At 54.3% G+C, this 18,239-nt stretch carries 11 protein-coding genes; 5 read left to right on the top strand and 6 right to left on the bottom strand.

The window, feature by feature from the left end; all coding sequences use genetic code 11:
- The first annotated feature begins 541 nt into the window (after window positions 1–541).
- From LA5095_RS28040 to LA5095_RS28025, 4 genes are all read left to right on the top strand, one after another.
- Window positions 542–4,225, top strand: coding sequence for a vitamin B12-dependent ribonucleotide reductase (locus LA5095_RS28040; RefSeq protein WP_055121134.1), 3,684 nt, complete (start codon window positions 542–544; stop codon window positions 4,223–4,225).
- 158 nt (window positions 4,226–4,383) lie between these two features.
- On the top strand, window positions 4,384–5,517 hold the full coding sequence (gene mblB / locus LA5095_RS28035; protein WP_055121133.1) for an anti-phage 6A-MBL system MBL-fold protein: 1,134 nt from the start codon (window positions 4,384–4,386) through the stop codon (window positions 5,515–5,517).
- Window positions 5,514–7,013, top strand: a complete 1,500-nt coding sequence (cap2-3, locus tag LA5095_RS28030) for an anti-phage 6A-MBL system cap2_3 protein (protein ID WP_055121132.1) — start codon at window positions 5,514–5,516, stop codon at window positions 7,011–7,013. Before mblB ends, cap2-3 begins: the two co-directional genes overlap by 4 nt.
- Window positions 7,013–7,762 carry a Mov34/MPN/PAD-1 family protein gene (locus LA5095_RS28025; RefSeq protein ID WP_055121131.1) on the top strand — a complete coding sequence of 250 codons (750 nt, stop codon included), beginning with the start codon at window positions 7,013–7,015 and terminating at the stop codon, window positions 7,760–7,762. The genes cap2-3 and LA5095_RS28025 overlap by 1 nt, the downstream gene beginning before the upstream one ends.
- 126 nt (window positions 7,763–7,888) lie before the next feature.
- Here LA5095_RS28025 and LA5095_RS28020 read toward each other — a convergent pair whose 3' ends face one another.
- From LA5095_RS28020 to LA5095_RS28000, 5 genes are all read right to left on the bottom strand, one after another.
- Window positions 7,889–9,703 carry a hypothetical protein gene (locus LA5095_RS28020; RefSeq protein ID WP_144436192.1) on the bottom strand — a complete coding sequence of 605 codons (1,815 nt, stop codon included), beginning with the start codon at window positions 9,701–9,703 and terminating at the stop codon, window positions 7,889–7,891.
- Window positions 9,704–9,751: 48 nt separating this feature from the next.
- Window positions 9,752–10,927 carry a patatin-like phospholipase family protein gene (locus tag LA5095_RS28015; protein WP_055121129.1) on the bottom strand — a complete coding sequence of 392 codons (1,176 nt, stop codon included), beginning with the start codon at window positions 10,925–10,927 and terminating at the stop codon, window positions 9,752–9,754.
- Window positions 10,928–10,943: 16 nt separating this feature from the next.
- Window positions 10,944–12,569, bottom strand: a complete 1,626-nt coding sequence (locus LA5095_RS28010) for a ComEC/Rec2 family competence protein (RefSeq protein WP_082442572.1) — start codon at window positions 12,567–12,569, stop codon at window positions 10,944–10,946.
- A 4-nt stretch (window positions 12,570–12,573) separates the two neighbouring features.
- Complete coding sequence (locus LA5095_RS28005; RefSeq protein WP_055661743.1) at window positions 12,574–14,694, bottom strand: gluzincin family metallopeptidase; 2,121 nt, start codon at window positions 14,692–14,694, stop codon at window positions 12,574–12,576.
- A 75-nt stretch (window positions 14,695–14,769) separates the two neighbouring features.
- The gene (locus LA5095_RS28000; RefSeq protein ID WP_055121205.1) at window positions 14,770–16,188 is read right to left on the bottom strand and encodes a DUF2779 domain-containing protein; all 1,419 of its coding nucleotides are present in this window, start codon (window positions 16,186–16,188) and stop codon (window positions 14,770–14,772) included.
- A 119-nt stretch (window positions 16,189–16,307) separates the two neighbouring features.
- Between LA5095_RS28000 and LA5095_RS27995 the strand changes: the two genes are divergently transcribed.
- On the top strand, window positions 16,308–17,468 hold the full coding sequence (locus LA5095_RS27995; protein WP_055121126.1) for a T6SS phospholipase effector Tle1-like catalytic domain-containing protein: 1,161 nt from the start codon (window positions 16,308–16,310) through the stop codon (window positions 17,466–17,468).
- A gap of 241 nt (window positions 17,469–17,709) precedes the next feature.
- Here LA5095_RS27995 and LA5095_RS27990 read toward each other — a convergent pair whose 3' ends face one another.
- Entirely contained in the window at window positions 17,710–18,159 is a 450-nt protein-coding gene (locus LA5095_RS27990) for a hypothetical protein (protein ID WP_055121125.1), read from the bottom strand.
- Window positions 18,160–18,239 lie beyond the last annotated feature (80 nt).

Genomic DNA, 18,239 nt, shown 5'->3' with positions numbered 1-18,239 from the left:
TAAAAGCGGGATGATCGTCATCCACAGCGAAGTTCGGGCATGGGTCCGGCACTTCTGCAATGGGAATGCAAGCGCAAATTATCAAGCGTTCCTGCTGTCCCCACTCCACTCCCCGCAATCCACACAGGCACACAATATTTTGCGTTTGCCCACAATGTTGGCACAAGCTGTTGTCACTCACGCCTTGACCTTAAGAATTCATTTACATTACCTTTCCTATCATTGCGATGTGCGTAGTCGGGAGCCTTTCCGGGCGCTCCGGTCATCCAAAACACTAAAGTATCAGCGTACAGCTTCCGCGTTTTACAGGTAAACCGGGAGAGGAGTTTCTGCGCGCCGAATACAAGGCGCACATCGTGACAAACCTGTTGATGAACACTATATATAGTGCATCACGATGAAAGAAACGCTACATACAGACGGCGCCTGTAGGCGAAAGGGTGACACCCGGCGATGGGACTGACGACATCGTCTTTCCGGGTGAGAAGCGGAATTCACCGGTTCGGGCCGAACCGGTCGGGGACACAAGGGGACTTAGAGAATGCGGATTGAGCGGCGCTATACCAAGGAAGGGCAATCGCCCTACGCCGGCATTGAATTTCGGACTGCGACGAGCGAGATTCGCAATCCGGACGGATCGATCGTTTTCCGTCTGGAGGACATCCAGGTTCCAGCCCAGTTCTCCCAGGTTGCCTCGGACATTCTGGCTCAGAAATATTTCCGCAAGGCAGGTGTGCCTGCCAGACTGAAACCGGTCGAAGAAAACACCGTCCCGTCCTGGCTGTGGCGCCGTGAAGCTGATGACAGCGCAATGGACGACCTGCCGGAAGATCAGCGTTACGGCTCTGAAATCGATGGCCGTCAGGTTTTTGATCGCCTCGCCGGCACCTGGACCTATTGGGGCTGGAAGGGCGGCTATTTCGACCAGGAAGCAGATGCGCAGGCGTTTTATGACGAATTGCGCTACATGCTGGCGACTCAAAAGGTGGCACCGAATTCACCGCAATGGTTCAATACAGGCCTGCACTGGGCATATGGCATCGACGGTCCGAGCCAGGGGCACTTTTATGTCGACTTTCAGACCGGCAAGCTGACCAAGTCGAAAACCGCTTACGAGCATCCTCAGCCGCATGCCTGCTTTATCCAGTCCGTGCAGGATGATCTCGTAAATGAAGGCGGTATCATGGACCTTTGGGTCCGCGAAGCGCGCCTCTTCAAATACGGTTCCGGCACCGGCTCAAACTTCTCCCATGTCCGCTCCGAAGGCGAAAGGCTCTCCGGTGGCGGCAAGTCTTCGGGTCTGATGAGCTTCCTGAAGATCGGCGACCGTGCAGCAGGCGCAATCAAGTCCGGGGGGACGACCCGCCGGGCGGCAAAGATGGTCGTCGTGGATGTCGATCACCCCGATATCGAGGAATACGTCAACTGGAAGGTCAAGGAAGAGCAGAAAGTGGCGGCGCTCGTCACCGGTTCCAGGATCTGCCAGAAGCACCTGTCTGCCATCATGCGTGCCTGCGTGAATTGCGAGGCGGATAACGGTGACTGCTTTGATCCGGCCAAGAACCCGGCCCTGAAGCGTGAAATCCGTGCCGCGAAAAAAATGATGGTGCCGGAAAACTATATCCAGCGCGTCATTCAGTTCGCCAGACAGGGCTTTACCAAGATCGAATTCCCGACCTACAACACGGACTGGGATTCCGAAGCCTATCTGACGGTCGCCGGACAGAATTCCAACAACTCCGTACGTGTGACCGACGGTTTTCTATCTGCCGTCATCCAGGACAGCGAATGGGACCTGACAGCGCGCCGCACGGGTAAAACCCTGAAAACCGTGAAGGCAAAGGAACTCTGGGAGCAGATCGGCTACGCGGCCTGGGCCTCAGCCGATCCTGGCCTGCAGTACCACACGACCATCAACGACTGGCATACCTGCCTTGCTGATGGCGAGATCCGTGCGTCGAACCCGTGCTCGGAATACATGTTCCTTGATGACACGGCCTGCAATCTTGCCTCCCTGAACCTGATGCAGTTTCGCAAGGAAGATCGCTCTTTCGACATCGACAGCTACGAGCACGCGGTACGTCTGTGGACGGTCGTGCTCGAAATCTCGGTCCTGATGGCGCAGTTCCCTTCCAAGGAAATCGCGGAGCTGTCCTACAAGTTTCGCACGCTGGGTCTCGGCTATGCCAATATCGGCGGCTTGCTAATGACTTCCGGTATTCCTTACGACTCGGCCGAAGGCCGCGCGATTTGCGGAGCACTGACCGCCGTCATGACCGGTGTTGCCTACGCGACGTCCGCGGAGATGGCCGGCGAACTGGGGTCTTTCCCCGGCTACAAGAAAAACGCCAAGCACATGCTCAGGGTCATTCGCAACCACCGCCGCGCCGCTCATGGCGAAGAAAGTGGATACGAAGGTCTCAACACGAATCCCGTTGCTCTCGATCATGCGTCCTGCCCGGACCAGGTGATGGTGGAGCGGGCCAGGAAGGCCTGGGACCGGGCTCTTGAACTCGGCGAAAAGAACGGCTTCCGCAACGCCCAGTCAACCGTGATTGCGCCAACAGGCACGATCGGGCTTGTCATGGACTGCGACACCACGGGCATTGAGCCGGACTTTGCTCTGGTCAAGTTTAAGAAACTGGCCGGCGGCGGTTATTTCAAGATCATCAACCGTGCTGTTCCCGAGGCCCTTCGCGCACTTGGATATTCAGAAAGCGAAATCGGCGAAATTGAAGCCTATGCGGTCGGTCACGGAACCATTGACCAGGCCCCCGGAATCAATCCGGCGAGCCTTACGACCAAAGGGTTTTCCGAGGAAAGTCTCGGCAAATTGAAAGACGGCATGAAGTCGGCCTTCGACATCAAGTTCGTTTTCAACCGCTGGACCCTCGGCGATGAACAGATGAAGGCACTTGGCGTCTCCGACGAGCAGCTGGAAGACCAGGAATTCGATCTTCTGTCCTTCCTCGGCTATTCAAAGAGCGAGATCGAAGCGGCCAACACGCATGTTTGCGGCGCGATGACCCTGGAAGGTGCTCCCTTCCTCAAGGAAGAGCACTACCCGATCTTCGATTGTGCCAATCCGTGCGGCCGTATCGGCAAGCGCTTCCTGTCGGTCGAAAGCCACATTCGAATGATGGCAGCGGCCCAGCCCTTCATTTCCGGCGCGATCTCCAAGACGATCAACATGCCGAACGATGCAACGGTTGAGGACTGCAAGGAAGCCTACATGCTTTCCTGGAAGCTGGCCCTCAAGGCAAATGCGCTTTATCGTGACGGCTCCAAACTGTCCCAGCCTCTCAATTCCCAGCTCCTGGCCGACGACGACGAAGATCAGGATGAGGTTGCTGAAGAACTTGCAGCCAAGCCGTTGGCGGCGAAGGCTGAAGTCGTGGCAGAACGCATCGTCGAACGGATCGTTGAACGTGTTGTCCGCGAACAGGAAAAACTGCCGGCGCGCCGCAAGGGCTACACCCAGAAGGCCAAGATCGGCGGCCATACCGTGTTCCTGCGCACGGGCGAATACCATGACGGTCGCCTCGGCGAGATCTTCCTCGACATGAACAAGGAAGGCTCGGCACTGCGTGCCTTCATCAACAACTTCGCCATCTCCGTCTCGCTCGGCCTGCAATACGGTGTGCCGCTGGAAGAGTATGTCGATGCGTTCACCTTCACCAAGTTCGAACCGGCTGGCATGGTTCAGGGCAATGATGCGATCAAGAACGCAACGTCGATCCTCGACTACGTGTTCCGGGAACTTGCAGTGTCCTACCTTGGGCGTCACGACCTCGCCCATGTCCCGCCGGAGATTTTCGGCACCTCTGGAGACAACGCGTCTTCCGGCGACGATCGCGGTCAAAGCGGGCAGATTGTCTCGCACGGTCTTGTCCGCGGACAAACCGAACGCTTCCGGCTGGTGTCCAGCGTAGGTGAACCTGCAGGCGAAACCACCGAGGCCATCTCGGTCCAGACCGCCAATACACCCGCCGCACAGGTCTCCGCTGTTGCAACGGCCTTTGCACGGGGCTCTGAAGGCGTCGCAGCTGTTGAAATCAGCACGACCCCTGCTCCGCAGGTCTCCTCAGCGGCCCAGCAGATCGCCCAGGCGCGCATGAAGGGCTACGAGGGCGAAAGTTGCGCCGAATGCGGCAACTTCACCATGGTCCGCAATGGTACCTGCCTGAAATGCGACACCTGCGGCTCGACAAGCGGCTGCAGCTGACGGTTCAGTCGGGAGTTGTCCCGAGTCGCATAGGATGGCCAATTTAGGCCAATAAGCGGCTCAAAACGAAAAATCCGGACGCTCTTGGGCGTCCGGAAGACCAAAAAAGAACGAAACAGAAACACGATTGGAAAGCGCGGGGGAGACTGGAGAAAGCAATGACAGCTTACATTACCTTCTTCCCTATCGGGAACGCAGACGCAACACTCATCCGGCTGGCCGACGACAGGCTCGTCATGATGGATTTCGCCCACCAAGGCAACCCGGAAAATCCGAACGACAAGCGTTGTAACCTTCCGAAGGAGGTAAGGGACGCGATGGATGACGCCGGACAGGAATCCTTTTCAGCGGTCGCATTTACACACTTGGACGACGACCACATTTGCAAGGCGACGGAATTCTTCTGGCTCGAACATGCGTCGAAGTACCAGGGCGGCGACCGTGTCAAGATCGATGAGCTCTGGGTGCCGGCAGCCGCCATCGTCGAAGACGGGCTTGAAGACGAGGCCCGGATCATCAGGCAGGAGGCACGCTACCGCCTGAAGCAAGGCAAGGGCATCAAAGTCTTTTCTCGGCCCGGCATGCTCAAGGACTTCTTCGATAAAAACGGCATCAAGTTGGCCGACCGCATGCATTGTATTGTGGATGCCGGAAAACTCGTTCCGACCTTTTCCATCAACGGCCCGGAGAAAGCCGAATTCTTCGTCCACAGCCCGTTCGCGTCCCGGACGAAGGAAGGCGAACTCGTGGACCGCAATCGGGACTCGATCGTCGTGCAGCTCACGATGGCGGAAGGCGTCAACAAAACCCGCACAATTCTCGGATCCGATGTCGATCACGAGGCGCTTACCCGGATCGTCAATACCACCAGATGGCACGGGAACAATGAGCGCCTAGAATGGGCCATCCTGCATCTGTTCCACCACTGCTCCTACAAGTCGCTTAGCAACGAGAAAGGCAGCGATAAGACGGTGCCCGTTCCCGAAGTTAAATGGCTCATGGAGGAGCAGTCGGCGCACCGCGCGATCGTCATCTCGCCGAGCAAACCAATCCCGGCGCAGGGGTCGAAGGAGGACGAAGATGTCCAGCCCCCCCATCGTCAGGCCGCGAACTACTACAAGGGCGTGACACGCGACATCCAGGGTCAGTTCAAGGTGACTATGGAAACGCCTAGCGAAGCGAGACCGAAGCCGATCCGTGTGAAGATCACAGCGGCGGGGGCCGCGATCATGCTGGCCGCGGCAGCGACGGCAACTGCGGCCGCCACGAATAGACCGACAAGGGCCGGATGACGCGGCTTACCTGGCAGCCCGAAGGAAGCGAAGCCATCGAGGCGAAAGACCTGAAGGTCCGCCTCGCACGTGAATTTGCCGACTACGTCCGCAAGGGGCATGCCGATTTCGCAAAGTTTATCGAATGCAGGAAGAATGGCGATCACGAGATCGTCTCATTTAGCCTCCAGATTGAGATCCCGCAAAGGCCTGAGTACCCGTTCCATGACCATGAGACGGTGTCGGTTTTGTTTATGGACAACGGATTAGCTCCGGTCATTCTGGTCGCAAGAGCGGACTTCCCGGACACGCCGCACCAAAGCTTGGTCGCGCGCGGTTTTCCATACCAGCTTTGCGTGGACGACCGCCCCTGGGAAGACGTGAAGTCTGCCTACACGGCATCGGAGATCCTGCAACGAGTAGCTTCGTGGTTCGCCCGAGCTACTCAAGGGGAACTGCATGATGCTCGTCAGCCTCTCGACCCTACGATTTTTGGAAATTCGTTCGAGATTGTGTTCCGGCTCGCTGCCGAAGACGAAAACTCAGAGAACCACGATCTGGCCGTTTATCGATACGATGACGACGCCAGATATCTCTTCGTAGAGCCAAGGAGCTCGGGCAAAGAGCACAAGACTGCCGCCAGCTTCAACCTTGTCCGCTGCGTGTTGAACCCCACCCATATGAAACGCATGAGGCATGCTCCGGCTGACTTGCGTGAACTTGCAAATTTGCTCACCTCTGGAGGATGCGACCTACCGAGCAAGGTTAAACAGACCATCGACGCCTGGCAGGGCTCCGAGGAGCAGGCTCACCATCAAAACGCCCCCTTCTGTTTCCTCGTTACAATGCCAATCCTCCATCCAGAGTCAGGAGACACCGGAGCGGTTTCGACCGTCGCGTTCGTAACAGACCGAAGCGCTGGCGAAGTCGGAGAAGTCTTAGGCCTGCTCTTTAGGAATGAGCGAGACGTGAGGCCAACCGCAGCTTTTTCGCGGAAACTGTTCGCTACGCCGAACCTGGAGAAGGCGGATTTGGTACGTCTTTTTCCCGGCATCGTGCACCGCGATTTTGATTGTGCGGCGGCGGCGGTCTACTCGGGACGAACTACTCCTATGGCAGAGCGCGTCCTCTTGGTCGGCGCTGGCTCTCTGGGATCAGCGATCGCCGAGGCGCTTGTCCGGGAAGGCTTGTTCAAATGGACGATCCTGGATGACGACGTACTTTTGCCGCATAACTTGTCGCGACACACTCTCAACGCGGGTGCCATGGGACAGTTGAAGGCGCGAATGCTCGCGCGCCGTCTGCATATGATCCGTCATGATACCGATCCCCGCGCCATAGTGGCCAACCTTTTTGACGCCGAACGCAGCGACGAGGTGAATCAAGCTTTTGATGATGCAGACTTCGTTATCGACGCGTCGGCATCTGTCCCGGCCGCTCGGGCGATTTCGGATTGGGCTTCCAAAGCCCGTCGTATAAGTGCGTTCTTCACGCCTGACGGGGGGCTGCCGTCCTGATGGTCGAGGATGCGTGTCGGGAGTATAAGCTGCGCGATCTTGAGGCGGTGTACCTTAGGGAATTGCTCGTCAACGACGATCTGATAGGTCACCTCTCCGCAACGGACTTCCTGCCGTATGCTGGTGCGTGCCGCGCGGTGACCAATCGGATCCCCGCCTCTCGAACCCAGGTTCTTGCGGGCCTGATCTCCGCGGGTATTTCGGATGCGATCTCCAACGATGACGCACTCCTACGGATCTGGCAGCTCGATGCTTCGCTACAACTCCAAGAAATTAGGCCTACGATCGCCGTCACCCGGGGGAATGCGAGAGACTGGAGCATCATAGCACCCGCTTCCTTGGCAGGCGTTTTGTCAGAAAAAAGGTTGGACGCATTACCAAACGAGACCGGAGGCGCGCTTCTTGGCCTGGTCGACATCGAGCGGAAGCGGGTCGACATCCTTGATGCCCTACCCGCACCGAAAGATAGCCGAGGCCAACCTTACGAGTTTATTCGGGGAACCCGAGGACTGTTCCGCGCTGTTGATGCTGCCATAGACCAAACTGGTGGGCTTGCTCGGTACATTGGGGAATGGCACTCGCATCCCATCGGAGCATCGGTCCAGCCGAGCGCTACAGACCTCGCGCAATTGGCTGAGCTTTCCCTTATCCTTAGGGCCGACGGTGTCCCTGCCATCACCCTGATCGTGGGAGACGACGGGATTGGAATAAACCTTGCTGAATATCCAAGGCCTGAAGAGCCAGCATAGGCAATTGTTAACTATGCCTGAGCAGCATATTTTTTAAGTTCAACTACTGAAGTGAGACGGAGAACATTGACTACGAAATGGAACTTGCCGTGTAAGGTGACTGCCTTGTGTAATTGATAAAGTGCATCATCGCTTCACTCGCAAGAAGATGGCTTCGCCAAGCTCGCTCAGCGGGTCCAGTAAACGTTCGAAGTCTAACGCGTTGAGGCTTCGCATGCCACCCTCGTCGGTGATTAGGATAATCTGCTCATATTGAGTTAGAAGCTCACTGACTGGTTCAGCAAGCGAGGTCGAATTGCCTAAATCATTTTCCACTAACCATCGATTAAGCTGGTGAGCAAGCATGATTACTCTTACTTTCTGGTCAATCAAAGCGATCTTACTGCCTGCATCAAGTGATATGGCGAGAAAGTCCCGTAGCACCTCGGAAGAAAGCAATGATTGCATTGATTTCGATATATCAAGGACGATAATCTGATCAGGAACTGCCAAGCCATCGATTAGTATGCGTTTAACTGGGTCACCCACGATGGAACGTACCAATTTGCGGAAATCGGAGAGCGTCTGATAGCTCTCGGGCGTCAGTGGGCCAATCATTTGGTATTGTTTACGGATTGAATCGGACAGATCGCTGAACTCTTCCCCCACAGGGCCATAGTTGACTAGGATGACCTTGGCCTGAGGATGAGCCCTGCTATAGTCGATAAGAGCGTCGCGAAAATTGCGCCGCGAGCGCTTCTTATAGTGCTTGACTTCGACGACCAAAACGCATTCAGGGTATCGAGCGTCTTGCGTCCAGATACTGAAATCAGGCTGAGCACCCTCTTTTCGACTTTTACCTACAGGGTTGGCCAATGCCACGCGTCGCTCTGCAAAAAGACTGAGTCTCGGATTTGCAGTCTCGATATCTGCTATCCTTGCTTCACCGAACGCAAATCTTAATTCACCGTTATTCGAATTTATTACCACGTCATGGTCATTGAGCGTGTCAATGATCCGTGTCGCGATCCAAACGCCATAAGTTTCATAGTGATGCGTCCAGACTGGCAGTGACAAAAGTCGCTCGATGTCCTTAACGTCTATCTTACCCGGTAAACGCCGCAGCGGGAACTGAGCTAACTTCTCTTTCGCCTTGGTGGCAAGCGCTTGCACCTCTACATCTGGCCGCTGCCGGATATTGGCGAGGTAACCGATATGGGAGCGAAGCCAAAAGTCGGTTTCGCTCTGCGCGATAGTCCACGGGTGGAGAGCATCCTCGTTAACAGCTTTATAGTGGCGAGCACGATGCCGCTCGAGCATCTCCTGCCTGGTGAACCCTTGGCGACGGAGGATAGAAACGGCCGCCTGCATTACCGCAGCCAATTCAGACAATCCTTCCGGAAAGTTCTGGGGCATTAGGCTACAGGGAAACGGTTCGTAGTGCCCCTCATCATACTCCCCGAGCCAATCGTCAACGTCTTGCAAACCCGTTGCCGCAGGCTTCCCATAGTCCATTCCATCGACAAGATAATCATAGCCGCCAATTTCAGCACGAACATCATTCAAGATGAATGCATGCCTGTGATCAAGTGCCGGTACCACGAAGTCTGCGTCAATTGTGTTCCAATGTTCAAGGAACTCTTCAAAGTGACGGAATTCAACAAATTCGTTACTGACGCTGACGCGCCACTGTGACTGGCCTTGCCGCGCGGCGGCCGCCTCGAAAAACGTGAGAATATCTCTAAACATATAGACGAAAGGCTGGATTGATTCAAAGAGCGCAGCAAGAAACTGGTCGATGGTTGAACAAGTAAGCGCGCTTTCCAAATCGGGGGCGGTCGCGTCGAGCCGCTGTTTAAGCATACGGACTAGATCGACGTCACGATCGTCAATGTCCAAGCCACCGATTTGGCGCAGCGCGTTCCAGGCAGAAAGGCTGTCCCGGTGTATTTCACTTGCCACGTTGTGCACTCCAAATCTTACAACCTCAAAAAGCGAAAATTTGTCTCTTTAAGCAAGCACAGGTGGGCCGGCTGGTGGTTCGACCTCTGTGAGTAGGTAGCGGCGCATTCCGGCATCGGCATAGGCATAACCAGCGCGGATCACCACATCCTGCTCTTGCCGATTCAAGGCCTCAAGTCGCGTCGGAGTATTCGCCGCTTGATTTAATTCATCGGAAGATGGCACCCAGCCCACAGGAACCTTGTATTTCGTTATGTCCGTCCCCGCAGTCCAATAGGCTCCAATTCGTTCGCACAGGCCATCGGCCAACTTGTGCTGGAATAGCGACACCAGCATTCTCTCACGCCAGTCGATTGAGGAAGCAAGGAAGGAATAGATAACTGGGAGCATATGATCAAAGTTGAAATTGCTAGGTTCTGCCGCGCTGTTGAGGCCAGCATAACTCGAGATTAGCACGCCGCACCGCTTCCAGATCGCCTCCAACCCCAGATTGTCGTAAACGCCGCCGTCAACAAGAATTGGTTCTTTCAGTAATTCCGGTTCATTGAAACGCGCGCCATCCGGAACAATGACGTCCTCATCGCGCAGATCTAACCGCATTGGCGATAGCACCGGCGGAAAGGCCGATGAGGCGGCGACGGCATCGGCGACGCGAATGCCCCGGGTTGTCGATTTAAGTGCTCGCCAATCAGCCAAATAATTCTTGGTGAACCGCAACAGTCCCTGGGTTTGCAGATTTGTTGCATTGAAAATGAACTTCGGGTGTTCCGGCAGTTCTGCAAGCCAAATCCCATCGAAGATGTACCGGTCGTAGAGGCTTGCCAACCGGTTCCCCGCAGATACAAAGGGAAGGAAACCGGCAAAGCCCGTTCGTACGTCCAGCGTACGCGACGTCGCATTGCGCACAACATCCAGGAAATGCGTCCGTATGCTGTTCTCGCTTGCCACGCCCGTCGCAGGATCGAAATCCAATTTGAGCCACGCCTTTGCCAAAATGCCATTGGTGATCGAGCCGCCAGACACGCTGGATATCCGGTCAATGCGGGGCAGCACGCCCAGTTCATTCAGTCGCAATATGGCACCAGCGTGGAAAAGGGTTGCCCGGTAACCTCCACCGGACATACTGAAACCAACTGCTGTCGGGTCATAGCTGGACAACTCTCCGGGCTTGAACAGGCCGGCTTCGGACGATGCTCTCCATTTCACCATTTCCATGCCGCCCATATGAATGTACCCAACGTCAGAACGTGCCGGACACGTGGTATTCAATATAGAGATCTGTGACTTTGGTTCGATCCTCAAACGTCCGCCATTCGCTATCTGAAACGTCTTTCGGCTGGGGTGGCAGCCCGGTATCCATTTGCAGGACCCGGCCCGACGCCTTGTCCTCCAACGCCTGCTTAATCGCGGGCAAGGGATGGTTCCACTTGGCCTTTTCGAGCGCCCAGTCACGATGGGCAGGGATCATAGCGGTGAATTCACGCGCATAGGTGCCAACGCCCATCCACCCCAAGTTTGGGTACTTGCTGGACCGCTCGCCATTCAGCGTCGCATTATGGCTACCGTGGTGGCCGACTTTGTAGAGCACAATGCGGCCTAGAAGATCTTTGGCGGTTATTTTCGCGCCGTCATCTGTAGCGTTCTTGCCGTCTTCTATCCAATAACCGTCGTCCCAAGAATTCCAATTACCATTCTGGGCATCGGCAGCAAACAGCAACACCTTGCCCGTATCTATCAACTCGAAGGCCAAAACTAAGCTGGTATTATTGATGCCCCGGTTCAACTTCAGCGCAAATGATTCCGCAGCAAAGAGCCATTCCTCATCAATACGGCGCCACTCGGCGTTTGAGGCGACCGTATCGCCTTCATCGACTAGAGGTCCGTCGCCATAGTGGTTCCGGAAGAATTCGTTCAAAGCCTTAGCTTTCGCTTTGTTCTCCCTGCTGTCAGCAATGTCCGGACGGTCAGCGGCGAAAGCTTCGTCTTTAGATATTCCATACTCAACAGCGAAGGGGGCGCCTGACCTGCTTGCAGTGCTCTGGGTGGCAGCGGCAAAAAAGGAAAGCGAGCTACCCGCAGCAATTTCATGACCAGGGAAAGAAGCATCACCTTGAGGATCTTCGTCTTTCAGCAGTGTCTCTTTCTTGGGTGGCCCCAATGCAAAAACCCTGACACCCTTAACGCCCGGCACCTCCATAATCCGATCATGGGGCAGAATATACTCAATCAGTCGAGCCGCCTTCTTGATCTTCTCCATCGCCTGCTTGTTCTGCGATTTTGCAGGATCCGACGTTGATCCAGCGCCGAATCCCATCGACAGCGCCTGGACCGGAACCTTCGGCATTTCTTCCTCACCGCCAAGTTCAAGCATCAGCAACTCGTCCAACCGGGCTACTGCACCTTTTGCAGCATTCCCGGCCAGCCCACGCAATTGGTTCCGGGCTCCCAGAAGTCCCAGCAGTTGGTCATTGTGACGTCGCCTGAGCTCGTTAGCATCTTTGTCTTTTGGGTTTTCCGTCCAAGCAAACCAAGCTGTGCCAATGTCGAAGTCTTCGAACTTGCCCAGCGCATTCACATGATCTTGGTGCTCGTGGGTCACAGCTAAAACGTCCAGCTTTCCTTTAGTGACAGCCTTGATGTCCTTAACAACATCATCCGCAGTCACCTTTCGTCCGTTTATAGTGATCTGTGACCCCGGTTTGTAACCGCAGTCGATCATCACATAAACTGGATCGCCACCGTCGTTGCGAGGGAAAGCTAGTAAGAAGCAGTCGCCATGGCCCTGGCGGTACATGCGTATAGCGACTCCATTTTCGGGTGGCTCCATTTTATCTACCGCAGTGCGATTGGTGTTTCGACGTGCCATGACCTCACTCCTCGTCATGTTCATGCAGCAATGCGAAGGGCTCGTTGCGGTAGGGATCAGCCTCTTCACTCAAACTCAAGGGCCCGCGGTCAAATGCATGGTGTAGGGGAATTTCCTCGCCGGTTAGCCAAGCCCGCATTCGCGCCAGTTCAACATCGTTGGAGATGGTTCCGGGAGTTCTGATCACTGAGTAGATATCCAGTGTCTCGGGATTGAGAAAAAACGTGCAGCCGGCACGGTAAGTGAAATCGCCACGATACGTCCGATCGTGAATCTGGCCAGGCTTATCCATCACTTGCTGCTCATCGTTATCGAAAAATCCTCGCCGACGTTGCAATACCTCCACAACTAGCGAGACTTCGCCGGTCAATTCATAGGGCCGACGCAAAATCGGGCGCACAGCATGAACTTCAACCGTAGGGTTCCCCCGCGAATTCCGATAGACGGTGGGCGGTGCAATATTCGGATCCAACTCTAAGTTCAGAACGCTAGCAACTTCTTCATTCTCAGGATCGTTTAGCCAAGCCCATATCGGGTATGTACTGTCTTGCGCCGATGCCCAAATGGCTTTTCGGTCTCCCCAACCCTTAATAGACTGTATCTTCCGGCGGCGTCTGGGTTGGCTTTTACGGCCACTTCGTTCGCTGGGCGCATCTTCCTCTCCGGTTTCATAATAACCTTGATGAAGGAGGCGCTTGTGTTTGCTATAGTTTTCGCGGTACTCGCGCCTTCGACTCGATAGCATTTGCGCATCCGGAGTGCGTTTTTTTGTTTCGCCGTCGCCGGTCCCTTGCATTTCTCGCAGATCGTGTTTGGCGCCCGCTGTCGCGTATTCGTCCCAGATCAATGCATCTACCGACATTGATCGTATCCCGGCTGGGGCTATCCCCCACTCTCTAAAGCTCTGGACAAAAGCAACACGGCAATCGTCTGGATCCTCACGATTGAATTCCCAATCCGCAGTTACGACTGCCCTTAGGTAGTCACCGAAAGTCAAGTCAACCGGAGGGCAATAGTCCAAACCACGGATGCACATCCGGAGGATACGGGCAGCAATTTCCCGAGCTTCGCCAGCCAAACAGCCAACCAAGTCTGGGTGAATTGCTCCGTCCGGCAGTATCCCAGTGCCTCCCGTAGAAAGGCGGAAGAGATCCGCGACCCGATGGTGATAAACTAAGGTAAACGCGCGGAAAACGGCAGCTACCAAGATCGCACCGCGCGCATGAGGTTCGTAGATCCCCTCCAAGGCCTTAGGATCTGGTAGGCGCGGAATCCAGTGACCTGTTTTAGGATCAAGTCCGCCTAACGCATCGTGCAATGCAGTACCGCGCCCAGTGGCTCTGCCAAACTGCTGAGCGAGTTGAGCAAGCAGGTTTTCCCCGGCTAGATCACCTCGAGTCCTTGAAATCTGACTTTCAAGGACCCCTTCGTAAGAAAACCTCTGAAAAATTGCCACAACGTCTGCGAAAGCTTCGTGGAACGCGTGCACATCTGGATTTGATGCCTCATTGAAGCGCGGATGGATACCATCTAAAAGCGCATGGCTCATCTCGTGCACGATAATATCGTGACTCAAACAGGTGAAAACCGTAGTTCCGGGAGTGTTCTTTTCGTCCTTCGATGTAACTGGAAAGTACCCGAACAAAAGCGCTTTCTTCGAAGGGCTGTAAAACGCATTCTGCGCCCGCAACGCATGCGAATAGATCCGCAGTCTCTCGACGAACTGCTCGCGATATTTAGGCTCGCGAATTATATTATTTGCCCAAAAAACTTTCCGCCCGAACGCCTTCTCGAAGTGGTCAATCGTAGCCATCGCTACAGCGTAGACCATTTGCTGGTGAAATTGCGGATTGGTCTCCGATGCGGGTAGTCCGTTTTGTCCGAGTAAATTGCGGTCGTTGAGATCAACAGGTTTGTAAAAAAGTTCGCTCGCAGGATCAAAATCAATTACTTCTATGTATTCTCCAATTGGTCCCGGTTGCAGACGGCTTTCCCCATCCTCATCAATCTCCCATGGAACACTAATTGTGATCTCATTTATTCCCCAAGTTGCAATATCGGACGCAAGACTAGGATCGAACGAATACACCCGCAGACAACGATTTCTTGGAATATGTTTTTCCATGCAACCGCTCCCCAGCATGTTGATGAAACCAAAATAACACAACCATAGATATTATCAATTTAGGTAAGCACGTCTTCACCCGTGAAGCGTCCGTACAAATTGAAAAATCCGGACCATAGCGAGTGTATCGAGCTTGCAGTATTCCAAAAGCGCCTTTCGCAGTAGCGCGCGCTTTTCCGGATCGCCTTCGTTGACCATCTTGTTCCAGCCATCCATTGCCGCAGTTCCGTCGGCAATCTCCATCCCCTCATAACTAAGTTCCGGAACGACAACGGGAAGGACCTTCTTGATGGATGTCGATCCGTTGAAACGGATATCGACATACCCCGTCTTGAACACGTCCATCAGATCGACAGTTCGCTCGACAAGACCTAGGAGGAAATCTGCCTTGTCAGGAAAGGCTTCGGCCATCTCCTTGTTTCGTGTGTTCTCGAAAGCCCTGTTCCAGGTAATGACGGAGCCAGTCGCACCAATAGCCCCTTCCAGAGCCTCCACCAATGGACGTGGTTGCTCTGGCCGATCCGCCAGATACTCCACATGTTCGAACCCTCCGTCCTCCTGGAGGACATGAAGGGAAAACTGAAAGGGAACCTGCTCCTGGGGCCCTGCGCCATCAACGATTGGAACGGCAGAAGCGTATGTCTCGTAGTCGAGGAAATAGAGTGGGTATTTCAAAACACCAATGAAGTTTTCAATGTCAGCCAAATCGATATACGGAGCACCTGAAATGTAGGCCTTAATAATCGGCTGCTGAAGCCTAGTGACCTCATCAAGTTGGATTTGATCCAGAGCGAAACGGCCATCCGCAACGAAGGACGCAAGTTTGGCACCAGACAATCGTGGGAGAGCGTAGATGGAACGCTCCGGGATTCCCGGATTGAAGTAATCGAAACTGTCACAATGGTGAGAACGGCTGAAATTCAGACAGGTGCATGAACTCTCGTCGATCGTGGCTTCTCCTAAAAGAGAGAGCGCATCCTCAATTTGCTGTTCGGTCTCCTCGATCAGCCCCTTAACGCGTGCGGTCTCATCTGCAAAAATCAGAAGCCCAGCGGGATCTATCTCGCCGTCCCGGATGTAGTCCTTGTTCAGATGTACGATGAAGATGTTTCTGACTTCGCGACCAGTTTTGGCGACAGCGATCGCCTGAAACGCCGCGTCCTTCAGTTGGTTGTGAGGGTTGCTGTCCTTAACGCTCGTCGAAGACTTGATTTCGAATATATCGATGGATCCGTCTTCGTGTTTGCGTAGCATGTCCGCTCGAGCATATAGCCCCTCCCCCGTCTCGAATACGTCTTGAAACGAATAGGCGTCAGCATCCGGTCGGGATTGCACCAACCGCTGCACGTAGCGCTCAACCTCATAGCCTTCTCGAGCCAACTTCTTAGCATATTCGGACTGCTCACCCTCAGGATAGACATCTGGCTTGCGTTGCTTGAGCCAGAGCGACTTTGGGCAGTTGAGATACTGTATGAAGTCTGTTTTCGAAAGCATTGAACCACTCAGGAATTTGCTCAAATACATTATCACGGGCAATTGATAGAAATTTCAATTACTGATTTAATTCCTCTGTCATTCACCAGGATTAAGCCGACCAAATCGAGGGTGGACAAATGGGGAAGAACATCGTCGTTTGCTGTGATGGCACTGGAAACCAGATTGAAAATAATCTCTCCAACGTTCTGAAACTTTTCCGTGTCTGCCGCAAACATGAAGAGCAGCGCGTCTATTACAACGCTGGCATTGGAACAATTGGCTCCAGCGATGCATGGGCCCGATACCGCCAAAACGCAAAGGCCGTTTTTGAACTGGCCACAGGGTATGGCCTGGATGACGATATCCTTGCTCCATATGATTTCATCTGCCGCAATTATGCTGACGGCGATCAATTATTCCTGTTCGGCTTCAGCCGTGGAGCTTACACAGCACGAGCACTTGCAGGCTTCATCCATATGGTCGGGCTCATTCCTATCGACCAGCTAAATATCGCGAACTACGCCCTTCGTGCCTACAAACAAGCCAGTCTTGAAGGCGACTTCACCGTGCCTTGGCACTTTGCAAAAGTATCTGGTGCCAAACCTGCACGTATCAAATTCCTCGGTGTCTGGGACACGGTGGCCTCTGTCATTGTCCCGCGCCCAGATCGTCTGATCCCCCAACTGCTCACCCTACCCTACACACGAAATAACCCAAGCGTCGAAGTGTTCCGCCACGCAATGGCGATTGACGAAAGGCGGCGAATGTTTCGGCTCAATCGCTGGGAGGAACCGCAGCCTTTCGTGAAAAATCCCTTCGACAAAAAGGCTGAACCTGTTTCCCAGGACATAAAACAGGTTTGGTTTGCGGGATGCCATTCCGATATCGGAGGAGGCTATCCGGAAGAAGAGAGTGGCTTGGCAAAATTCCCCCTCGACTGGATGCTTCGAGAGGCGATAGCCCATGGCTTGAAAGTCAATCCTGCAACCCGAAACTACATCGTTCTTGGCAAAGCGCGAATGGGCTCAAGTGTACGCTATACAAAGCCGGATCATTTGGCAGATGCGCATGACTCCCTCACTGCGGGCTGGCGTCCCCTCGAGTATCTCCCGAAATCTGCAAAATGGATGGAATGGACTCGGCGGAAATTGGCTGGGATGTACCTGCCGCTTGCAGAACCACGAAAAATCGAGGGGACGGATAGGAAGCCACTCATTCATACGTCCGTTGTCGATCGGATGAATGAAACCGATTATAGGCCTGAGAATTTTCCGACGGATTTCGATACCGAGTCATAAGTATGAAACGGGTCACTACCCTCACCCCATAGCCCTCGCATGATGATCACGTCTGATTGAGTGCATATCTATTTTTGACATCAGCCAAAATCCGGCGCCATATGACTATTCAGGGCCGTTATCAGCCTTAAAGAGCCATCGAAAGCGTAGCGCGTACATTCTCTTCAGGGCCTCGAGAACAAACATGCGCTCTGACTGATGGAATGTCCAAGCTTATGCAGCTGAACTTGACAGCGCAGGCCTATGAATAGCCTTCAAGAATTTTCCAAGCCTTCTGATAAGTGGGGCCAGATGGGCCGACTGCGCGCTGCCAATCTGCATCTGTCAAACCACTGAGAGTAGTGCGGATAGACCTAAGTCCACCACCAACGGTCTGCTCGGCCAGATAATCAGCAAGTGGCTGGGCAGCATTTCTCGGAACCCCTAGGAGGCGCAGGTCGATGGCCATATCAGAGTTTACGCCATAGAAGATGCGCGACGGGAGGTTCCGAAAGTGCTTCTGCTCGGCCTCGGTCATGCCATCGAGTGCATCGCCAATCGTCAGGCTCTGGATCGCGGAGAGACCCCAGGATGCCGTTGAGGTGAGACGGCCATATACAAGCCGGCAAGCTTTAGAGATCGCCGCAGTCGCGTCATCGCCATCGCCTGAGAAATAGGCTTCCGCCAGATCAGGGAGCGACGCGCCTTTCACCCAGTCTTTGACGATACGCGCCAGCTGATCCTCCCCCTTTGAAGTGGTCCGCCGTTATGTTTAGGAAAACGGAGGATCAA

The organism is Roseibium album, assembly GCF_001404515.1.
Lineage (GTDB): Bacteria > Pseudomonadota > Alphaproteobacteria > Rhizobiales > Stappiaceae > Roseibium > Roseibium album.
The sequence above is the reverse complement of the archived record's forward strand: the minus strand, read 5'-3'. Positions and strand labels throughout refer to the sequence as shown.